This window comes from Ruminococcus sp. (assembly GCF_016283395.1).
In genome coordinates, this window is sequence record NZ_JAEEMU010000038.1 from 125,027 (window position 1) to 143,367 (window position 18,341).

Annotated in this window: 15 protein-coding genes; 5 read left to right on the forward strand and 10 right to left on the reverse strand. The window is 44.4% G+C overall.

Annotation, left to right across the window (positions count from 1 at the left end):
- Positions 1–45 precede the first annotated feature (45 nt).
- From QZZ41_RS07200 to QZZ41_RS07240, 9 genes are all read right to left on the reverse strand, one after another.
- The gene (locus QZZ41_RS07200) at positions 46–1,497 is read right to left on the reverse strand and encodes an aminotransferase class I/II-fold pyridoxal phosphate-dependent enzyme (RefSeq protein WP_295069887.1); all 1,452 of its coding nucleotides are present in this window, start codon (positions 1,495–1,497) and stop codon (positions 46–48) included.
- Positions 1,490–2,260, reverse strand: coding sequence for an adenosylmethionine decarboxylase (gene speD / locus QZZ41_RS07205; protein ID WP_295069889.1), 771 nt, complete (start codon positions 2,258–2,260; stop codon positions 1,490–1,492). Before speD ends, QZZ41_RS07200 begins: the two co-directional genes overlap by 8 nt.
- Positions 2,261–2,833: 573 nt before the next feature.
- Complete coding sequence (locus QZZ41_RS07210) at positions 2,834–4,744, reverse strand: GGDEF domain-containing protein (protein ID WP_295069891.1); 1,911 nt, start codon at positions 4,742–4,744, stop codon at positions 2,834–2,836.
- A 130-nt stretch (positions 4,745–4,874) separates the two neighbouring features.
- A complete protein-coding gene (locus QZZ41_RS07215; protein WP_295069893.1) occupies positions 4,875–7,265 on the reverse strand; it encodes an endonuclease MutS2 in 2,391 nt (796 codons plus the stop codon).
- Between the two features lie 143 nt (positions 7,266–7,408).
- Positions 7,409–8,158, reverse strand: coding sequence for a DNA repair protein RecO (gene recO / locus QZZ41_RS07220; RefSeq protein ID WP_295069895.1), 750 nt, complete (start codon positions 8,156–8,158; stop codon positions 7,409–7,411).
- A 166-nt stretch (positions 8,159–8,324) separates the two neighbouring features.
- A complete protein-coding gene (era, locus tag QZZ41_RS07225) occupies positions 8,325–9,218 on the reverse strand; it encodes a GTPase Era (protein WP_074714676.1) in 894 nt (297 codons plus the stop codon).
- Positions 9,218–9,730, reverse strand: a complete 513-nt coding sequence (gene ybeY / locus QZZ41_RS07230; protein ID WP_295069899.1) for an rRNA maturation RNase YbeY — start codon at positions 9,728–9,730, stop codon at positions 9,218–9,220. Before ybeY ends, era begins: the two co-directional genes overlap by 1 nt.
- On the reverse strand, positions 9,723–10,694 hold the full coding sequence (locus QZZ41_RS07235) for a PhoH family protein (protein WP_074714675.1): 972 nt from the start codon (positions 10,692–10,694) through the stop codon (positions 9,723–9,725). Before QZZ41_RS07235 ends, ybeY begins: the two co-directional genes overlap by 8 nt.
- 16 nt (positions 10,695–10,710) lie before the next feature.
- Positions 10,711–11,211: a CYTH domain-containing protein gene (locus tag QZZ41_RS07240; RefSeq protein WP_295069902.1), complete on the reverse strand. Its 501-nt coding sequence runs from the start codon at positions 11,209–11,211 to the stop codon at positions 10,711–10,713.
- 625 nt (positions 11,212–11,836) lie between these two features.
- Here QZZ41_RS07240 and gap point away from each other — a divergent pair.
- Positions 11,837–12,874, forward strand: a complete 1,038-nt coding sequence (gap, locus tag QZZ41_RS07245; RefSeq protein ID WP_295069904.1) for a type I glyceraldehyde-3-phosphate dehydrogenase — start codon at positions 11,837–11,839, stop codon at positions 12,872–12,874.
- A 121-nt stretch (positions 12,875–12,995) separates the two neighbouring features.
- On the opposite strand, the gene QZZ41_RS07250 is transcribed toward gap, so the two are convergent.
- The gene (locus QZZ41_RS07250) at positions 12,996–13,946 is read right to left on the reverse strand and encodes a hypothetical protein (protein ID WP_295069907.1); all 951 of its coding nucleotides are present in this window, start codon (positions 13,944–13,946) and stop codon (positions 12,996–12,998) included.
- A 218-nt stretch (positions 13,947–14,164) separates the two neighbouring features.
- Here QZZ41_RS07250 and QZZ41_RS07255 point away from each other — a divergent pair, with 218 nt between their 5' ends.
- The 4 genes from QZZ41_RS07255 to QZZ41_RS07270 all read left to right on the forward strand — a co-directional run bounded on the left by QZZ41_RS07255 (position 14,165) and on the right by QZZ41_RS07270 (position 18,086).
- Positions 14,165–15,199 carry a hypothetical protein gene (locus tag QZZ41_RS07255; protein ID WP_295069909.1) on the forward strand — a complete coding sequence of 345 codons (1,035 nt, stop codon included), beginning with the start codon at positions 14,165–14,167 and terminating at the stop codon, positions 15,197–15,199.
- 173 nt (positions 15,200–15,372) lie between these two features.
- On the forward strand, positions 15,373–16,110 hold the full coding sequence (locus QZZ41_RS07260) for a GH25 family lysozyme (protein ID WP_295069911.1): 738 nt from the start codon (positions 15,373–15,375) through the stop codon (positions 16,108–16,110).
- 53 nt (positions 16,111–16,163) lie between these two features.
- Positions 16,164–17,120 (forward strand): type I phosphomannose isomerase catalytic subunit, encoded by a 957-nt coding sequence (locus QZZ41_RS07265; protein WP_295069913.1) that lies wholly within the window; start codon positions 16,164–16,166, stop codon positions 17,118–17,120.
- Positions 17,121–17,132: 12 nt separating this feature from the next.
- On the forward strand, positions 17,133–18,086 hold the full coding sequence (locus QZZ41_RS07270; RefSeq protein WP_295069915.1) for an ROK family glucokinase: 954 nt from the start codon (positions 17,133–17,135) through the stop codon (positions 18,084–18,086).
- Positions 18,087–18,341: the final 255 nt, after the last annotated feature.

The window sequence follows — 18,341 nt, forward strand, 5'->3', positions numbered from 1 at the left end:
AAAAATAAATACCCCATTTTGTATAATATAAATGTGTAAAATCCCTTATTTATCTATAACATTAAGTCTTTCTATGTTAAGATCCTCCGTACCTGTCATCTGACAGCCCTTTTCCTTTGCATATTTTATATATTCGATTATCTCGGGAGTGATAAGCTCTCCCGGAGCAAGTATCGGTATTCCCGGAGGATAACACATTACGAATTCGCTGCAGACCTCTCCTGCTGCTTCATCAAGTGAAAGAGAGCGTTTGCTTGAATAGAACGCCTTTCGCGGAGTTTCCGCAACTACAGGACTGATATACTCCTGTGTGAGCATATTGGCTTCGCTTTTGCCGAAGCGGCGTTTTATCTCAGCCAGCGCACTTATAAGGCGTTCGATATCGCGCTTTCTGTCGCCTACGGAGATATAGGCAAGCACATTGCCGATATCACCGAATTCTATCTGTATATCGTACTCGTCACGGAGAAGGTCATAGACCTCGATACCTGCAAGTCCGATAGGCAGAGTGTAGATACTCAGCTTTGATACATCGAAATCGTATATGCTGTCGCCGTTTATGAGTTCACGGGAATAAGCGTAATAGCCGCCTATCTCGTTTATCTCCGAACGTGCATATTCAGCCATTTCCACAGTCTGTGCAAATATCTCCCTGCCGCTGAGAGCAAGTCTCTTTCTGGAAATATCAAGACTTGAAAGCAGCAGATAAGAAGCACTTGTAGTCTGTGTAAGGTTTATGACCTGACGCATATAGTCTGAATTGATATTCTTTCCCATGAGCAGGAAAGAACTCTGCGTAAGGCTTCCTCCCGATTTATGCATACTTACCGAAGCACAGTCAGCTCCCGCAGCCATTGCAGTTACAGGGAAGTTCTCACCGAAGTAGAAATGCGTACCGTGAGCCTCGTCCACAAGTACAAGCATACCGTGAGCATGAGCAAGCTCGGTTATCTTCTTCAGGTCTGAACATATGCCGTAGTAAGTCGGGTTATTGACCATTATCGCCTTTGCATCGGGATTATCAAGGATAGCCTGCTCCACCTGAGCAACCGACATACCAAGGGCAATGCCAAGCTTGTGATTTACGTCGGGATTTACATAAACGGGAACAGCTCCCGTAAGGATTATTGCGTTAATGGCACTTCTGTGAACATTTCGCGGCATGATTATCTTGTCGCCCTCTTTGCAGGCATACATTATCATGCTCTGTACCGCAGAGGTAGTACCTCCCACCATGAAGAAGGCATTAGCCGCACCGAAGGCTTCTGCCGCCAGCATTTCCGCGTCCTTTATTACGGAAACAGGGTGACAGAGGTTATCCAGCGGCTTCATGGAATTTACGTCCACATTCATACAGTCCTCACCGAGGAACTCGGTAAGCTCCATATTACCTCTGCCGCGCTTATGTCCGGGCACATCGAATGGAACTACTCTCATTCTTCTGAATTTTCTGAGAGCCTCATATATCGGAGCATTTACCTGCGAAAGCTCAGCCATTTCCGAACACGTTCCTTCCGCTGAAAATTTCTATCATCTCCCGCTGGAGCGCATTGGTTATCTCAAGTCTGCGTCTCGGCGGAAGCTCGTTTACATCTGTATTGAACAGGTAATTCTGAAGGTCAAGCTCCTTTATGAGCATCTTTGTGTGGAACATATTTGCCTGATAGACATTTATATCCACAGCATCGTATTTATCCAGTATCTTCGCGTCGATATAATTCTGTATGGAAGTTATATCGTGGTCGATAAATAGCTTTTCACCGTCAAGATTACGTGTAAATCCTCTTACTCTGTAATCCATAGTGATGATATCCGAATCAAAGCTTCCGATAAGATAGTCCAGCGCAGTAAGCGGTGTAATCTTGCCGCAGGTGGCAACATCTATATCCACACGGAACGTAGCGATAGACGTATCGGGGTGAAATTCGGGATAGGTATGAACTGTAACATGGCTCTTGTCAAGATGTGCCACAGTCTCAGTACCGCCGACAGGTATCATAGTATCATCGGCGATAAGGAAGGTAGCCGATGCGCCCTGAGGATCATAGTCCTGACGGGATACGCTGAGCACCTGTGCTCCTATCATCTCGGTTACATGAGTCATTATATCCGTTATACGCTCAGAGTTGTACTGTTCATCAACATAAGCGATATACTCCTGCTGTGAACGTGCTGTCTTGGCATAACAGACATCGTATATATTAAAGCTAAGCGACTTTGTAAGGTTGTTGAACCCATAAAGCTTCAGTTTATTCTCCATAAAACCACACCTTTAAACAAAAAATGCACACAAAAGACCTTACCAGCCATTGTGTGCATGAAATATCATTGCGGTGCGCAGAAACTTCATTTACGGTTTCAGAGTCTATACAAGCAAGTACTACCTTTTACTACTCTTATTGACCTTTCACAAGCTGATGAGAACTTATAAAAACTTTATCGACATACAGTCGAATCAATAAGGCAACAGAAGTTGCCAGCCGAAAGATCGGCGGTCGGCATTTGACCCGGCTGTCCGTATGGCCTCGACTTCGTAGGAAGTGGTCAATAGTCTTGCTCCGAAACCTAAGCTTCTTTTGCAATTCAGTTTATTTTATCATATTTTCACGTTTTTGTCAATACTTAAAACCGCATTTTATCCCCGTTTTTCATTTGAGTTTACACACAAAAACAGGGAACGCCGAAAACAGTGTTCCCTGTCCGCATTATAAGTTTTTCACAATTATGCAGGCTGCTCATTATGCATATAAACGAATATTCTGCATTATTTTCCGAAATTCAATGGTTTTCCGTTGAAAAAGCCGTTTTTTCAGCCCTTTTAAAAAAGCCTATTTCAGTTCTCGCGCTGCTTTCTGTGCATCTGCTTGTCCTCATACATTTTTGCGTCAGCTTTGCTGATATATCCGTCGATATTCGAGCCCTTTTCGGGGACACCGCAGAATGCACCGAGACTCGCTTCAACTTTGTATGGCTTACCAGACGCATCATTATATCTTCTCAAATAGCTTCGTATGTACTCGAAATATATTTCCGCACTCTCATCGGAATAATCTCCGCAGCCTATAAGTGCGTATTCATCTCCGCCTGTTCTCGCGCATATCTCGTTCATTCCGCAGCATGACTGCAATGCATTAGCCACAACGATGATGGCATTATCGCCCTCGATATGTCCGTAATTGTCATTTATCATTTTCAGACGGTCAAGGTCAGCGATGATAACAAAGAGTTTCACACCTTCATCACAGGCTTTGCGGAATATGCTTTCAGCCATTCTCCTTAATCCCTTGCGGTTGTATATTCCCGTGAGAGTATCACGTATAGAGTTCATTAAAATACGCTGATTGATACTTATGAGCTTAGTACGCACACGCAGATATTCCAGAGCCAGGCCTATGTTCTTGTTCCACTCCGCAAAAACTCTGCTCTCGGCATTGCGTATATCCTCAAATCTGAATATGGAATAGCCGAAGCATCTGTCCATATAATGCAGAGGAAGCAGAAAGAATACCGACGGACTTTCGCAGTATTCGTCCATGAAATGCGGGATTATATCTGCCGAATGGAATTCCCGTCCGATAAACTCCGTATGCTTTCGTGTATATATCATCTTGGCTTCCATTATATCAGCATAACCCTCGCGGAGATAATCATTGTCATCTTCCTTTTCAACGTTATCCCAGTTTCGGCAAAGGCAGAGCATATATGTATCCAGTCCTCTTATGGTATATATGAAGCCATTGAGCCTGCGAAGCAGACTGTCGAGGTTCTCTTCCTCCATAAGCTCGTCAAGCATACAGCTCTTTGTATAGTAATCGTCATAGCGTTTTATCCTGTTGTTGTATTCTTCACCTGTCTCAACGCTTAACAGAGTATTGCTTCCGCAACCGCAAGAACGTGCAAGGATAAGCCTGCCGCGCTCAAGTGTTTCAAGGGGAGCAACATCTTCACCTGTTATTCTCTTATGAAGTATACATACCGCACTTGCGCCCATTCTGATATTCTCGGGGCACACCGTAGATATGGAAGGAATTTCCAACACGGCTTTTTTCGAGCCGTCATAGCCCGAAATCTTAAAGTCCTCGGGTATCCTGTAACCGCCCTTTACCATTGAATTGCAAAGACTTCTTGCCATATCGTCATTTGCACATACAACAGCATCGGGGATAGGTCTTTCGCCCGTAATGAATTCCTTTGCAAGATGCTGAGAAACTATTTTCCAGAAGTCGCCGTAAATAATATCATCTTCGGCTATTTCCAGCCCGTGCTTCTTCATTGAGCGTTTATATCCTTCAAGTCTTGACATTGCAGGAGGACTTCCCTCTGGACCTGTAAGGCACATTATCTTTTTACAGCCGTGAGCTTCTATGAAATGGTCTGTCATCTGCTCGAAAAGCTCGGTATCCTCAGCATAGAGGCTGTCGCAGAAATCGAAATCATGATCGAGAGCCACTACAGGTATTCCCCAGTGTGAAAATACCTTTACGAATTTATCCACAAGGTTCTGGCTTGCAAGATTACTCGCAAGAAGTATTACTCCGTCAATAACATCGGCTTTTATAAGGGAGAAGATATTCTCCTCGCCCTGCTGAATAAGACCGCCGCTGTCGAGATTGAAAGCCATAAGAAATGTGAGCACATCATAACCGAGAGATCTGCACTGCTCGGAAATGCCGATAAATATGCGATTCATATAGCTGTTGAAAACATCAGCCGCAATGACTGCTATGGTCTTGCGCTCCTTCATAACAGATCCCCCTTTCGTGTAAAATGTGTCTTATAGTTATTATACACTAAAAGGCATATTTTTTCAACTCCTAAAGGAGAATTATAGAAAAAATATGCCTTTATTACAATTATAATGATATATTTTATACTTATTTTAATTCAACTACGGTAACTCCGTCCTCTCCCTCGCCGAAGAGTCCCAGTCGGAAGCTCTTTACTGACGGGTGGGATTTCAGTCTCTTATGCACAGCCTGTCTGAGGAGTCCCGTACCTTTTCCGTGGATAATAGTCACCATTGAGATATTGGACATAACAGCCTGATCGAGGAATGCATCAAGCTGGTAAACTCCGTCATCGCAGGCACTTCCGCGGATATCGAGCTCCATTTTGCCCCTGCGCTCAGCCTTTACGCCCACCTTGTTCATCTTTCGGTTAGGACGTATGGACTTGTTGCTCACAGTTACCTTTTCGGGCTCTTCGAGACGCAGACGGGAGATATTCATCTTAGTTTTCATAACGCCCATCTGAACGTATACGAAGTCGCTTCCGTCAGGATCGCCCGAGATTATGCCCTTGCGCTGCAAGTCTACAACATATACGGTATCTCCGCGGCGGAGCTTTCTCGGCAGCACATAGCCCTCGTTAGGGTCACGCTTGTCGATAGGATTAGCCGTATCGTACATCTTGTTGAAGCTCTGCTTCGATTTAGATTTAACGTTTGAAACGTTTGCGCTGAAGTCCTTTTTATCCTTTTCCTTGCGAAGTCTTTCAAGCTCGTCGATAAGCTCGTTGGACTCAGCCTTAGTCTGCTCTATAATGGTCATAGCGCGGAGTCTTGCCTTTTCAAGCTCGTCAGCCTTAGCTGCTTCAAGCTTTTCGCGCTCTATCCTGATAGCTTCTTCATGCTCCGCAGTCTGAGCTTTAAGGCGCGATATCTCCTCTTTCTGCTTTTCAAGCTCAAGACGTGTGCTTTCAAGCTTGCCTATTACCTCTTCAAGTCTGGTATTTGCTTCGCTGACTCTTGTTTTCGCGTCTGCGATTATATCAGCAGGCATACCGAGACTTTCTGAAATCGCAAAAGCGTTGGATTTACCGGGAGAACCTACGATAAGCTTGTATGTAGGTCTCAGAGTTTCGATATCAAATTCGCATGAAGCGTTTTCAATGCCTTCACCGTCAATAGCAAATACTTTAAGCTCCTGATAATGAGTAGTTACCATTATCTTTGCGCCATTGAGCATAAGTCGGCGGATTATTGATATGGCAAGTGCCGCACCCTCAACAGGATCGGTACCCGAGCCAAGCTCGTCAAGTAGCACAAGTGACTGCTCATCGGCTGTTTTCAGTATTTCAATGACTTTGTTAGTATGAGACGAGAATGTGGAAAGGTTCTGCTCTATGCTCTGGCTGTCACCGATATCTGCAAGGATATGGTCATATACGGATATCCTGCTTCCGTCAGCAACGGGTATGAGCAGTCCGCACATTGTCATAGCCGCAAGAAGTCCTGCGGTTTTAAGGGATACTGTCTTACCGCCTGTGTTAGGACCTGTTATGATAAGTGCCTGATAGTCCTCACCAAGACTGATATCCACAGGCACAGCCTTGTTCTTGTCGATAAGAGGATGACGTGCTTTTTTAAGGTACATCTTTCCGTCATCGGTTATCTCGGGCAGTGAGCAGTTGAGCTTTGCAGCAAGGTTCGACTTTGCAAAATAAAGGTTCAGCTCTGTACAGACCTTGTAATTCTCCGCAAGAATATCCGCATATTCGCCGCACTCGCGGCAGAGCTGACGGACAATGCGTTCTATCTCCTCCTGCTCCTTTGCTTCAAGGAGACGTATATCGTTATTTGCCTCGACTATTGCCATAGGCTCGATGAATATAGTCTGTCCCGTAGCCGATGTATCATGTATAAGACCGCTTACCTGTCCGCGGTATTCGGACTTTACAGGCAAAACGAAACGTCCGTCACGGATAGTGACATTGCTCTCCTGCAAATACTGCTGTGTGGTCTTGTTCTTTATCATTTTGTCGAGAGTTTCGCGGAGCTGCATACCTGCGCGGTTTATTTTCCGGCGAATTGCAGCCAGCTCCGCACTTGCAGCATCTGCTATCTCGTTCTCGGAGATTATCGAACGCTCAAGCTTTTCAAGCAGCCAGTCGTTAGGCTGCAATCTTGAAAACAGGTAGCTCAGCTCAGTTTCAACGTTTTCACAGTGAGCATACCAGTCCGCCAAAGACTTTATCTGTCTCAGCATTGCTGCTATGTCCATAAGGTCGCGGAGAGATATGACTGCTCCCGACTTTGCTCTTGCAGCTACAGAGCTTATATCCTTGAAATTGCCGAAAGGCGGTGTTCCGAACTGCACCGAAAGAGACAGTGCCTGTGAGGTTTTAAGACACTCATACCGCACTCTTTCGAGGTCGTTGTCGGGACGTACCGCCAATGCCATGCGGTGAGTCTCCTCGTTTGAGGTGAGCTCGGCAAGCATTTCAAGTATCTTGTCCAGTTCAAGTGTTTTCAAATATTTATCCATAATTATCCTTTTATTCAGTTTAGAGTTGAGAGTTTAGAGTTTAGAGTTGCGGTGTCGCCTACGGCGACAAATTGAAATAATGTGAGCCCAGTAACTACATTAACTCTCAACTCTCAATTCTCAACTCTCAACTTTTATACTTTCTAACAACTCAAAATCGATTTGTAAAAATCCAATGTGCCGAAGCTGCGTTCAAGGTGAGTAAGTGCATATGTTTCCGTAAGTGCGGAAAGCTTCTGCTGAGTCTCCTCGGATACACGGAAATTGAAAAGCCTGCTGAAATCAGCAAGCACTATATGCCGCACCGCACTCAGCACAGGCAGCTTTATCTTCATGTAGTTTTCCTTTGTGTCGTTTTCAAAGCAGTCCGAACAGAAAAATCCGCCGCTCTCCATACAGAAAAACAGCTCCTCAGGCTCGTAAACTCCGCAGCCTCTGCAAGCTACGATATCGGGCATATAGCCGATCTCCGACATAAGCCTCATCTCAAAAACCGATCTCAGCAGCTTCTCATCACGCTGACCTGTTTCAAGGTAGTGGAGCGAATTCAGCAAAAGCCGCATTATATCACCGTTCTGAGCCTCGGGCTTTATGCAGAAGCGCATTATCTCGGCAAAATAGCTTGCCAGAGATATCTTTGAAAGCGAATCACGAAGTCCGTAAAAAATATGTATCGGCTCTGCACTGTTGAGGTAAAGATACTTTCCTCTCTTGTCTATGCAGAACCGTGAATATGCCAGAAGCTGAGTGGAGCTCCCCGATTTTCCGTTTATTTTCCTTGCGCCTTTTACGGAAACCTCGATAACTCCGCTCTCTCCCGTCAGTATATCAATGAATTTGTCCTGTTCACCAACAGAACGCTCTTTAAGGACGATGCCTTCAACAGTTGTCATGGTTATCTTCCTTATGCGCCGAATATTGCAGATAGTCCTCTATACTGCCGCTTTCAGCAAATTTATTCCAAAGTATATCCTCCGACATTTTTACCTCCGCAGTTGATGGTTCGGGAGTATTCCCCCATAATATCTTCTGCGTAATAGTTCATAATATCAGCGGAAATTATTTCTCGGAAAGTCCGAAGCTTCTGATGAGATTTTCTCTGTTTCGCCAGTCCTCTTTTACCTTTACCCAGCATTTGAGGTTGACCTTTATCTGGAAGAAGTCCTCAAGCTCTATTCTTGCGGCAGTTGAAGCCTTTTTCAGCATTGCTCCGCCCTTGCCGATAACTATGCCCTTGTGGGACTCCTTCTCACAGTAGATAACAGCAGATATATCAAGGATATCCTTGTCCTCGCGCTCGCTCATCTGCTCTACACCTACGGCTATACCGTGAGGCACTTCATCGCTGAGGAGCATAAGGAGCTTCTCGCGTATCATCTCTGCTGCCAGTACCTTTTCGGGCTGGTCGGTTATCATATCATCAGGGAAGAAGTGTACCGACTCCTCGGAAAGTGCGATTATCTCATCAATTACTATATCAACACCGCTGTTTTCCGTCACGCTTACAGGAACGACTGCCTGAAACTTCACCTTAGCTGTAAGCTCAGCTATAACAGGAGCAAGCTCGTCCTTGTTCTTCAGCAGGTCTATCTTGTTGAGCACAAGTATTATGGGCATCTTTGATGCGTTCATTGACTTCAGCAGTTCAAGCTCCTGCTCGTTTATCTTCTTTGTGCAGTCCATAACAAAGACCACAGCATCAATATCACTGACGGACTCCTTGACCGTATTGAGCATATGCTCGCTGAGCTTGTTTACAGGCTTGTGCAGTCCCGGAGTATCAAAGAATACAAGCTGTACATCGTCGATATTGCGTATACCCGTTATACGTGTACGGGTAGTCTGAGGCTTGCTGCTGACAGAAGCTATCTTCTCTCCCACGATAGCGTTGAGGAGAGAGGATTTTCCTGCATTTGTGCGTCCTGCGATAGTAACGAAAGCAGTCCTTGACATCAGTTATTATCTCCGTTCACAACAAAAGTAACGTCACGGGAAATACCCAGCTTTTCGAGTACGGACTCTTCCTTTTCACGCATGATGCGCTGGTCGAGCTGGCTTGTCTCGTGATCGTATCCGAGAAGGTGGAGCATTGAATGTACTGTAAGGAAGCCAACTTCTCTCTCAAGTGAGTGACCGAAGTTCTGAGCCTGCTTTACAGCAGTTTCCAGTGAAATAACAACGTCACCCAGCTGTACTGCGCCTGTTTCGGGATTTACCTCAACAGTACCGTCCTCGCTTGTAAGCGGGAATGAGAGCACATCTGTAACGCTGTCCTTGTTTCTGTATATCTTATTGAGATTTTTTATCTCGCTATTGCTTACGAAAGAAACGCTTACTTCTGCGTCCTTGCCGAAATTTTCAGTTGTAAGTACTGCCTGGCAGCATCTTCTGATAAGCAGTCTTATTCCAACGGGAACTTTCACCTCTGTCTGATTATTCTTAACATATACCTTTAACTTAGCCATGAATATTTTTTCTCCCTTCGTTATATTTTTCATAAGCTTTGATAATATCCTGTACAAGTCTGTGTCTTACAACATCTTTTTCAGTAAAGCGATGTATTTGTATATCGTCGATGCCTTTAAGTACTTTTATAGCCTCAACAAGACCTGATTTTCTTGTATCAGGAAGGTCGATCTGTGTAATATCGCCTGTAATGACCATTCTGCTCTCGTTTCCGAGACGGGTAAGGAACATTTTTATCTGTTCCGAAGTAGTATTCTGTGCTTCATCGAGTATAATAAAAGCTTCATCAAGTGTACGTCCGCGCATATAAGCCAGCGGAGCTACCTCGATTATGCCTTTTTCCATGTATCTTGCAAAGCTCTCTGCTCCGAACATATCGAAAAGAGCGTCATAGAGCGGACGAAGATAGGGGTCTACCTTATCCTGGAGATCGCCCGGAAGAAATCCCAGTTTTTCGCCTGCTTCAACGGCAGGACGGGTGAGGATTATCTTCTTTATCTTATGTTCGCGGAAAGCCTTTACAGCCATTGCAACTGCGAGATAGGTCTTGCCCGTACCGGCAGGACCGATGCCGAGAACGATAGTATTCTCCTTTATAGCGTCTGTATAACGCTTCTGACCGACTGTACGCGGGCGGAGTATCTTACCCGAAGCTGTAACACATATACCATCTCCGCCAAGCTCCTGTAGCTCCTGCTCTGCGCCGTCAGCCACCATAGATGAGACATAGCGCACTGTCTGCTCATTGACAGCGTTGCCCTTATCAGCCATACTCATCAAAGCTCTCAGAGCTTTTTCAGCACCGCCGATATTCTCATCATCTCCTATTATTTTAATGCCGCCGTCTCTGCTTACGACTGTCACATTGAAGTTTTTCTGTATCCTGTCCACATTTCCGTCAAGCTGACCGAAAAGAGCGGAAAGCTGCTCGGGACTGTCTGCGGGCACAAATTTTTCTGACATCAACTGATTCTCCAATCTATTGCTCGGGAAAAGCTCCTGCCTTTGCAAGTGCTGCATTGGAATAGCGTATATCGTCCGAGACCTCCATAATGACCTTTACATTATCGGGGAAATCTATCTTCTGTTCGGGCGACCTTAGTTCAAGCTCCATTATAGCAAGCTTATCCGAGAAAGGATAGGTGTCCAGCTCAAAGAGCTGATCGTGATAGTCAAAGCAGTAGCGCACCTTCTTTACGGGAGGGCAATCTCTCAGCTCCTGCCCGAGCAAAGTACGGTACTCCTCTGCACTTATCTCATATTCATTTTCTTCCCTTGTAACATGAGTATGGAAGATCTTTTCAGTATAAGTATATTTCACACTGCCGTTCTCATCTACAGATCTGACTCTGCGCTGAGAACCATTCTGTCCGCTTTTCAGATAAGTCTGAACGATACCGATCCTGCGCTTTACGTCAAGCGCGGAAACATCGGGGAACTCAACAAGGAATTTTCTTTCGATCTCATATGATTTACTCATAAGGCACTCTCCAAAAAGCAAAAATACTGCTTTACATATGTTGAAATCTTTTCAACATATCCATTATACAGCTTTTTTTGAATAATGTCAACAAAATTCCTGCATTTTTCTGTCTAAGATTGCTAAGTTTTATTAGATTGTCACATTTCTGTCACACTATGATTTTCATGTGGCAGAGATAATCACCCTATATCTTCATAAAACGATGCAGCACAGGTTTATGTGACACGCTCCGATATGCATACAATTTCATCACAAAAAGCTATTTCACCGCTGATTTTACATGATAAAAAATGCGCATTCTCTATTATTTATTTTTCCAAAACCGATATATTATCTTTATATATACGCCTGTCAAATCAGGGTAACCAAAACATACTTTTAGTCCACAAATGTCATCAAAACACATCAGCGGCAGTGTCAGCTTTCAACAACCAAGCTCCGTCACATTATCCAAATTGTTTATATGCTCAAAAATCATGACAAAATAATCAACTTCAACAGCTGATTATTTATTCAATATGTACTTTTACAAAAAAATCTGTTATTTTTTTATCGAACCACTTGAAAAATTTTCCGAGTTGCGCTATAATTAATCTATACAAATTTTTAGGAGGTATATCCAATGTCAGTTAAAGTTGCTATTAACGGTTTCGGCCGTATCGGTCGTCTTGCATTCAGACAGATGTTTGACGCTCCAGGTTATGAGGTAGTTGCAATCAACGACCTTACAAAGCCTTCAATGCTCGCTCAGCTTCTCAAGTATGATACAGCTCAGGGCGGTTACTGTGGTAAGATCGGTGAGAACCTTCACACAGTTTCTGCTGATGATGAAAAGGGCACAATCACTGTAGACGGCAAGACACTTACAATCTACGCTAAGGCTAACGCTGCAGAGCTCCCATGGGGTGAGATCGGCGTTGACGTTGTTCTCGAGTGCACAGGTTTCTACTGCTCAAAGGACAAGTCACAGGCTCACATCGATGCAGGTGCTAAGAAGGTAGTTATCTCAGCTCCAGCTGGTAACGATCTTCCTACAATCGTTTACAGCGTAAACGAGAAGACTCTTACAAAGGATGACAAGATCATTTCTGCTGCTTCATGCACAACAAACTGCCTCGCTCCTATGGCTAAGGCTCTTAACGATTATGCTCCTATCCAGAGCGGTATCATGAGCACAATCCACGCTTACACAGGCGATCAGATGATCCTTGACGGTCCTCACAGAAAGGGCGACTTCAGAAGAGCAAGAGCTGGTGCTGCAAACATCGTTCCTAACAGCACAGGTGCTGCTAAGGCAATCGGTCTTGTAATCCCAGAGCTCAACGGCAAGCTCATCGGTTCTGCTCAGAGAGTTCCTGTTCCTACAGGTTCTACAACAATCCTCACAGCTGTTGTTAAGGGTGCTAACGTAACTAAGGAAGGCATCAACGCTGCTATGAAGGCTGCTGCTTCAGAGTCATTCGGCTACAACGAGGATCAGATCGTTTCTTCTGACGTTATCGGTATGAGATACGGCTCACTCTTCGATGCTACACAGACAATGGTTGCTGAGATCGGTGACGGCCTCTATGAGGTACAGGTTGTTTCATGGTATGACAACGAGAATTCTTACACATCACAGATGGTAAGAACAATCAAGTACTTTGCAGAGCTCGGCTAATAGCTGATATATATGCAATATTTAAGGGCGTTCGTATGAACGCCCTTTTTGTATGTCAGTATACAAAGAAAAGGCACTCGATTTGAGTGCCTTTTGCTATATAAAGCAATATGCTTATTTCTTATTCCTGCTCGTCTACTACTTCAAATCCATCGACAGGAAAAAATTCCTCACCAATTCGTGATACAGAATAATCAGTTTTTACCGCCTTTAAAGTCTTTTCATCAAAGTAAAAGTAATAATCTATCTGTGGATAATAATTGTATAAGTTTGGTTCTCCCGCTTTCATCCTAATATAGAAACTGTCTTTGTTTTCTTCGAAAGCATCACCATAATAATACTTTGTGCCAAAACTCCATTCATAGAATTTTCCATCTTCTTTAAGTCCAAGGTCTGTACAAAGAGTTTTTACATCTTCATAATCCATTGGCTTTACATCCTGCGGATAAAAAATCAGCTCGCTGCTTATGTCATCAAGGTTAATAGAATTAGGGTAAAAGCCCATTTTACCTGTTTCAGTTAAATATACATCATCAATAGTTGCTTCAGCAACTTTTACTCGAGCGTTTTTTTCCGCATCAAATTTACCATAACATACAGTTAATTCAAGTCGCGGATCGTCAAATGATTTAATCCTTTTAGCGTCCGTATAAGCTCCTACGTTATCCGTTGCAAGATATTCGTCAACAGGAATTTCAGACATATCGAATTTGTCACCGTATTCCTCAATAAACTCTGCAACCGTCATATAATTTCCGCGTCTGAATACAGTATCACCTATCTGGATATAGCCTGAATTAAGAGGGGCTTTCTTTATCTCGTCTGTTGCCTCATATTTTATCTCAGCAACGGTCGTCGGCTCTGTCTCAGCTTCGGTTGCAGCTTCTTTCTCCTTTGCTGTCTCCTTGTCGAGCTTGTCAAGAGCTTCTTCAAGGTCTTTTTCTTCTATGTCCTCAGCAGATTTTGAACTTGTCTTTGTCTTCTTGTTGTCCTTGCTATCGCCGCAGGCTGTCATTGAAACTGCACCTAAGCATACCGCAAATAAGAATGCAGCAATTCTTGTTTTTTTCATAATTATTTTCCTTTCAAATAAGCATACTTGTATAAGTATAAAGCTGAAATGTGATGATTTAGTGAAAGCAGCAATATTTCAGCAATAATGTACTTCCACATCAACATCATTGACAATTTTTGACAAGTGATGTATAATTTAATAAGGTAATAACAGCGTATCAGTCTCGGGCGGACCTCTCCGTCCTAAAGATGTAATATAATATATAAGGTGATAACGTGAATAATAAATGGAAAAAAGTCACTGATGAGCTCCAGAAGCTGACTAAAAAATATACCGAAAACAAAACTCAGCCGCCGTCAAATATACATGAGGATATCCTCATCAGAGCGTTAAAGCTCCTTGACGAGACTGCTCCCGAAGCAGCCGAGCTCATACGTCCGCAGCTGAAAATAATGCTCCCATATACTGTCATAGCCGACAACAACGAGGACCGCGAAAACGGCGCAGGCAGACACTATTACTGCGCCTGCAACACAAACGGAAAGCCGCAGAAAGCTATAAGCGGCTACTATAAAAACGGCAAGGACCTTTTCGCAAAAAGTGCCCGTACAATGTTCGAGGAGGACTACACAATGGCTCTTACCATGCACCAGAACGGATTTGTAAAACAGGGTGCAGTCTATCTTGCAAGAGCTGTGCATATGATGTCGGATATGTGCTGTCTCCCCCATGCTGCAAAAATGACCTATTTCTCAAAAATGCGCAGCGTTCATATCCGCTATGAGGACCTTGCCCGTGTAATGTACCCCGAATTCGTTCCCGAGCAGCATATAACCTACAGTCATCTCCGCCGCTTTTCAATGCGCAGCAGCTTCTCAACTGCAATAAATAACAATTCCGCTGCCATATGCCGCAATGCTCAGGAGCTGTTCGTTGCTCCTGTAGATGCTATTACTGATCGTCTTTATGATACCGAGCAGGCTGTTGCAGCTCTTCTGTACCGCTTTTACCGCGATACTAAGGTGACGCCCCTGCGCGGACACTATATCGTCAACGGTATGGTCTGCCACCCGTTTTCGGATATGCCTGCCCTGAATATCAAGGTGACTGAAAAGGGCATAACATTTGAACTTGAAGGCGTTCCCGTAAATTCTCATCTTGGCAGCATTTTCAGAGCTGCACACAGACGGAGCGGACATTTTACACTGACTCCTTTAGGCTGCACCAACGGATATGTACTTTCCCGCAGCAGCCAAAAGCTTGTCCCCTTTGACCCACGTGACGAAAAACAGTTCTTCGCTATAATATAAAGAAAGCAGCCGAAAGGCTGCTTTTTCATTGCTGCTGTCTATTGCCGCAGAAAAGAAATTCAAAAAAACTGTTGACTATTTGCCGTTTTTAGTTTATTATATATATTGTATGACTTTTGGATTCTTTGCTCGGCGTTATCGCCTTTGAGCTTTTGAGGGGAGCTGCATTTGATATGCATATCATAAAAAGAAATATCCTTTGCTCTCTGATGGGCTCATTTCTTATAACTGCTGCTGCGGCAGGAGCTTTGTTCTTCTCCACAGCTAAGGTCAACAGGGCAAAATATCCTGTATTCGGAGTTGATGTTTCAAACTATCAGGGAGATATCAACTGGCAGGAGCTTGAATCACAAAATGTATCATTCGCTTTTATAAAGGCTACCGAGGGCAGCGGTCACACCGATGAATCAGTGCGCAGAAATCTGGACAGAGCTGCTTCAACAGGCATAAGAGTTTCAGCCTATCACTTTTTCAGCTTTGACAGCGCAGGAGAGACTCAGGCTGAAAACTTCATATCGTCAGTGAGTCCTGAGGAAATAGACCTTCCGCCTGTTATCGACATAGAATACTATGCCGACAAGCGCAGCAACAAGCCCTCAAAGGAAGAGACCGAAAAGATACTTCGTCCTCTTATTGAAAGGCTTGAGGAGTATTACGGTGTCAAGCCAATAATTTACACTACTCTCCCCGTTTATTTCCGATACATAAGAGGAAGTTTCTCGGACTATCCGCTGTGGATAAGGAATGTGAACTGCGAGCCAGACCTGCTCGACTGGAAGTTCTGGCAGTACAGTGACAAGGGCACTCTTACAGGATATGACGGTGAAGAGGAACATATCGACTTAAATGTATACAACGGCTCTGTGGAAGACTTTGAAAAGGAATTCCCAATGGCTGAAAAAAAGCAATAACATATCAATATCACGGAACGCCGAGATGGTGTTCCATACAGAAAGGCACTATCGTGAAACCATTTTTACTCAATGCACCTATTAAAGATTATATCTGGGGCGGCACTAAACTGAGAGATATCTTCGGAAAGAAAAGTGATCTGGAACGTCTCGCGGAAAGCTGGGAGCTGAGCTGTCACCCAGACGGCGAGTCTGTTGTCAGCGGCGGCGAATTCGATGGAATGAAGCTTTCTGAGCTTATTGAAAAGCACCCTGAGATACTTGGGAAGAACTGCAGAAAATTCAGCGGCTTCCCTGTACTCGTAAAGCTTATCGATGCCAAAAACGACTTATCAGTTCAAGTCCACCCCTGTGACGAATACGCTCATAAATATGAAAATGACAACGGCAAGACCGAAATGTGGTATGTTATCGACGCAGAACCTGATGCAGAGCTTGTTTACGGTTTTAAGGAGAAGATAACAAAGGAAGAGTTCCGCAAAGCAATTGAGGATAATACACTCATGGACAAGGTGAACCGTGTTCCCGTAAAGAAAGGCGATGTTTTCTTCATAGAGCCCGGTACTCTCCACGCTATCGGAAAGGGAATACTCATTGCCGAGATACAGCAGAGCTCCAATGTTACATACCGCGTTTACGACTACGGCAGACTTGGTGCTGACGGCAAGCCGAGACAGCTCCACATCGAAAAGGCTCTCGAAGTTACAAATACCGAGCCCCTTGACCCGCACAGACCTGTCTACGGTATGGAGCTTGACGGTGTTGTTATACAGCTTCTGGCTGAATGTGATTATTTCAACGTCAACAGAGAGAGACTTATCAAGGAAGCTGAGCTTTTTGCCGATGACAGCTCGTTCTCTCATGTTCTCGTTATCGGCGGCAGCGGCGAGCTGAGCACAGATAACTGCTGCATAAGCCTTGAAATGGGTACAAGTGTTTTGGTTCCCGCAGGCACAGGAAATTACGTTATAAAAGGAAATTGTGATGTCATTATCACCACAATTCCATAAGGAGGATATAAAATGAAATATTATGTAGGAATTGACCTTGGCGGTACTAATATCGTTGCAGGTGTTGTTGATGAAAACTATAATATCATCGCAAAGGCAAGCACAAAGACAAATTGTCCGCGTCCCGAAAAGGCTATCGCTGACGATATGGCTAAAATGGCAATTGAAGCTGTAAAGAATGCAAAGCTCACTATGGATCAGATCGAATGGATCGGCGTTGGTACTCCCGGTATCGCTAACAGCGAAACAGGTATCATCGAATACTCAAACAACCTCGGCTTCAAGGATACTCCTATGGTAAAGTATATCCAGGAGTCTATCGACAAGCCTGTATTCATCGAAAATGACGCTAATGCTGCTGCATACGGCGAATTCGTAGCAGGTGCTGCAAAGGGAGCAAAGAACGCTGTATGCATCACTCTCGGAACAGGCGTTGGCGGCGGTATCATCGTTGACGGCAAGATCTACTCAGGCTCTAACTTTGCAGGTGCTGAGATCGGTCACACCGTTATCGAAGTTGACGGTGCACAGTGCTCATGCGGCAGAAAGGGCTGCTTTGAGGCTTATTCCTCTGCTACAGGTCTTATCCGCATGACTAAGGAAGCTATCGCAGAACATCCCGACAGCATCATGGCAAAATCAGAAAATGAAAAGGGCAAGGTAACAGCACGTACTTCATTTGACTGCATGAGAGCTGGCGACAAGTATGCTAAGGCTGTTGTCGACAAGTACATAAAGTACCTCGCAGCAGGTATCACAAATACTATCAATATCTTCCAGCCTGATATCCTCTGCATCGGCGGCGGTGTCTGCAACGAGGGCGATCCTCTCCTCCTCCCTATGAAGGAGCTTGTTGCTAAGGAAGTTTACACTCGCAACTCACCTAAGAATACAGAGATCGTTATTGCTAAGCTGGGCAACGATGCAGGTATCATCGGTGCAGCATTCCTCGGCAAGGCAAAGTAAGCCTTTAGCCATTTATAGGGGCTGCCTTTGGCAGTCCGTGCTTTACGAATAGTAGGGGCGGATACTATCCGCCCGTCAAAAAGCCGCAGCACGTTGATGCTGCGGCTTTTTTGTTGACATATGGAGCTTTTTGCGGTATAATCTTAGTAAAATAAATCATAATTTACAGCGTAATAAATTGCCGAGCACATGAACGGGATTCCAAAGGGACTGTGTTCCTTTGGCAGAGTCCAGAGACAGCGGTCTCTGGTCGCT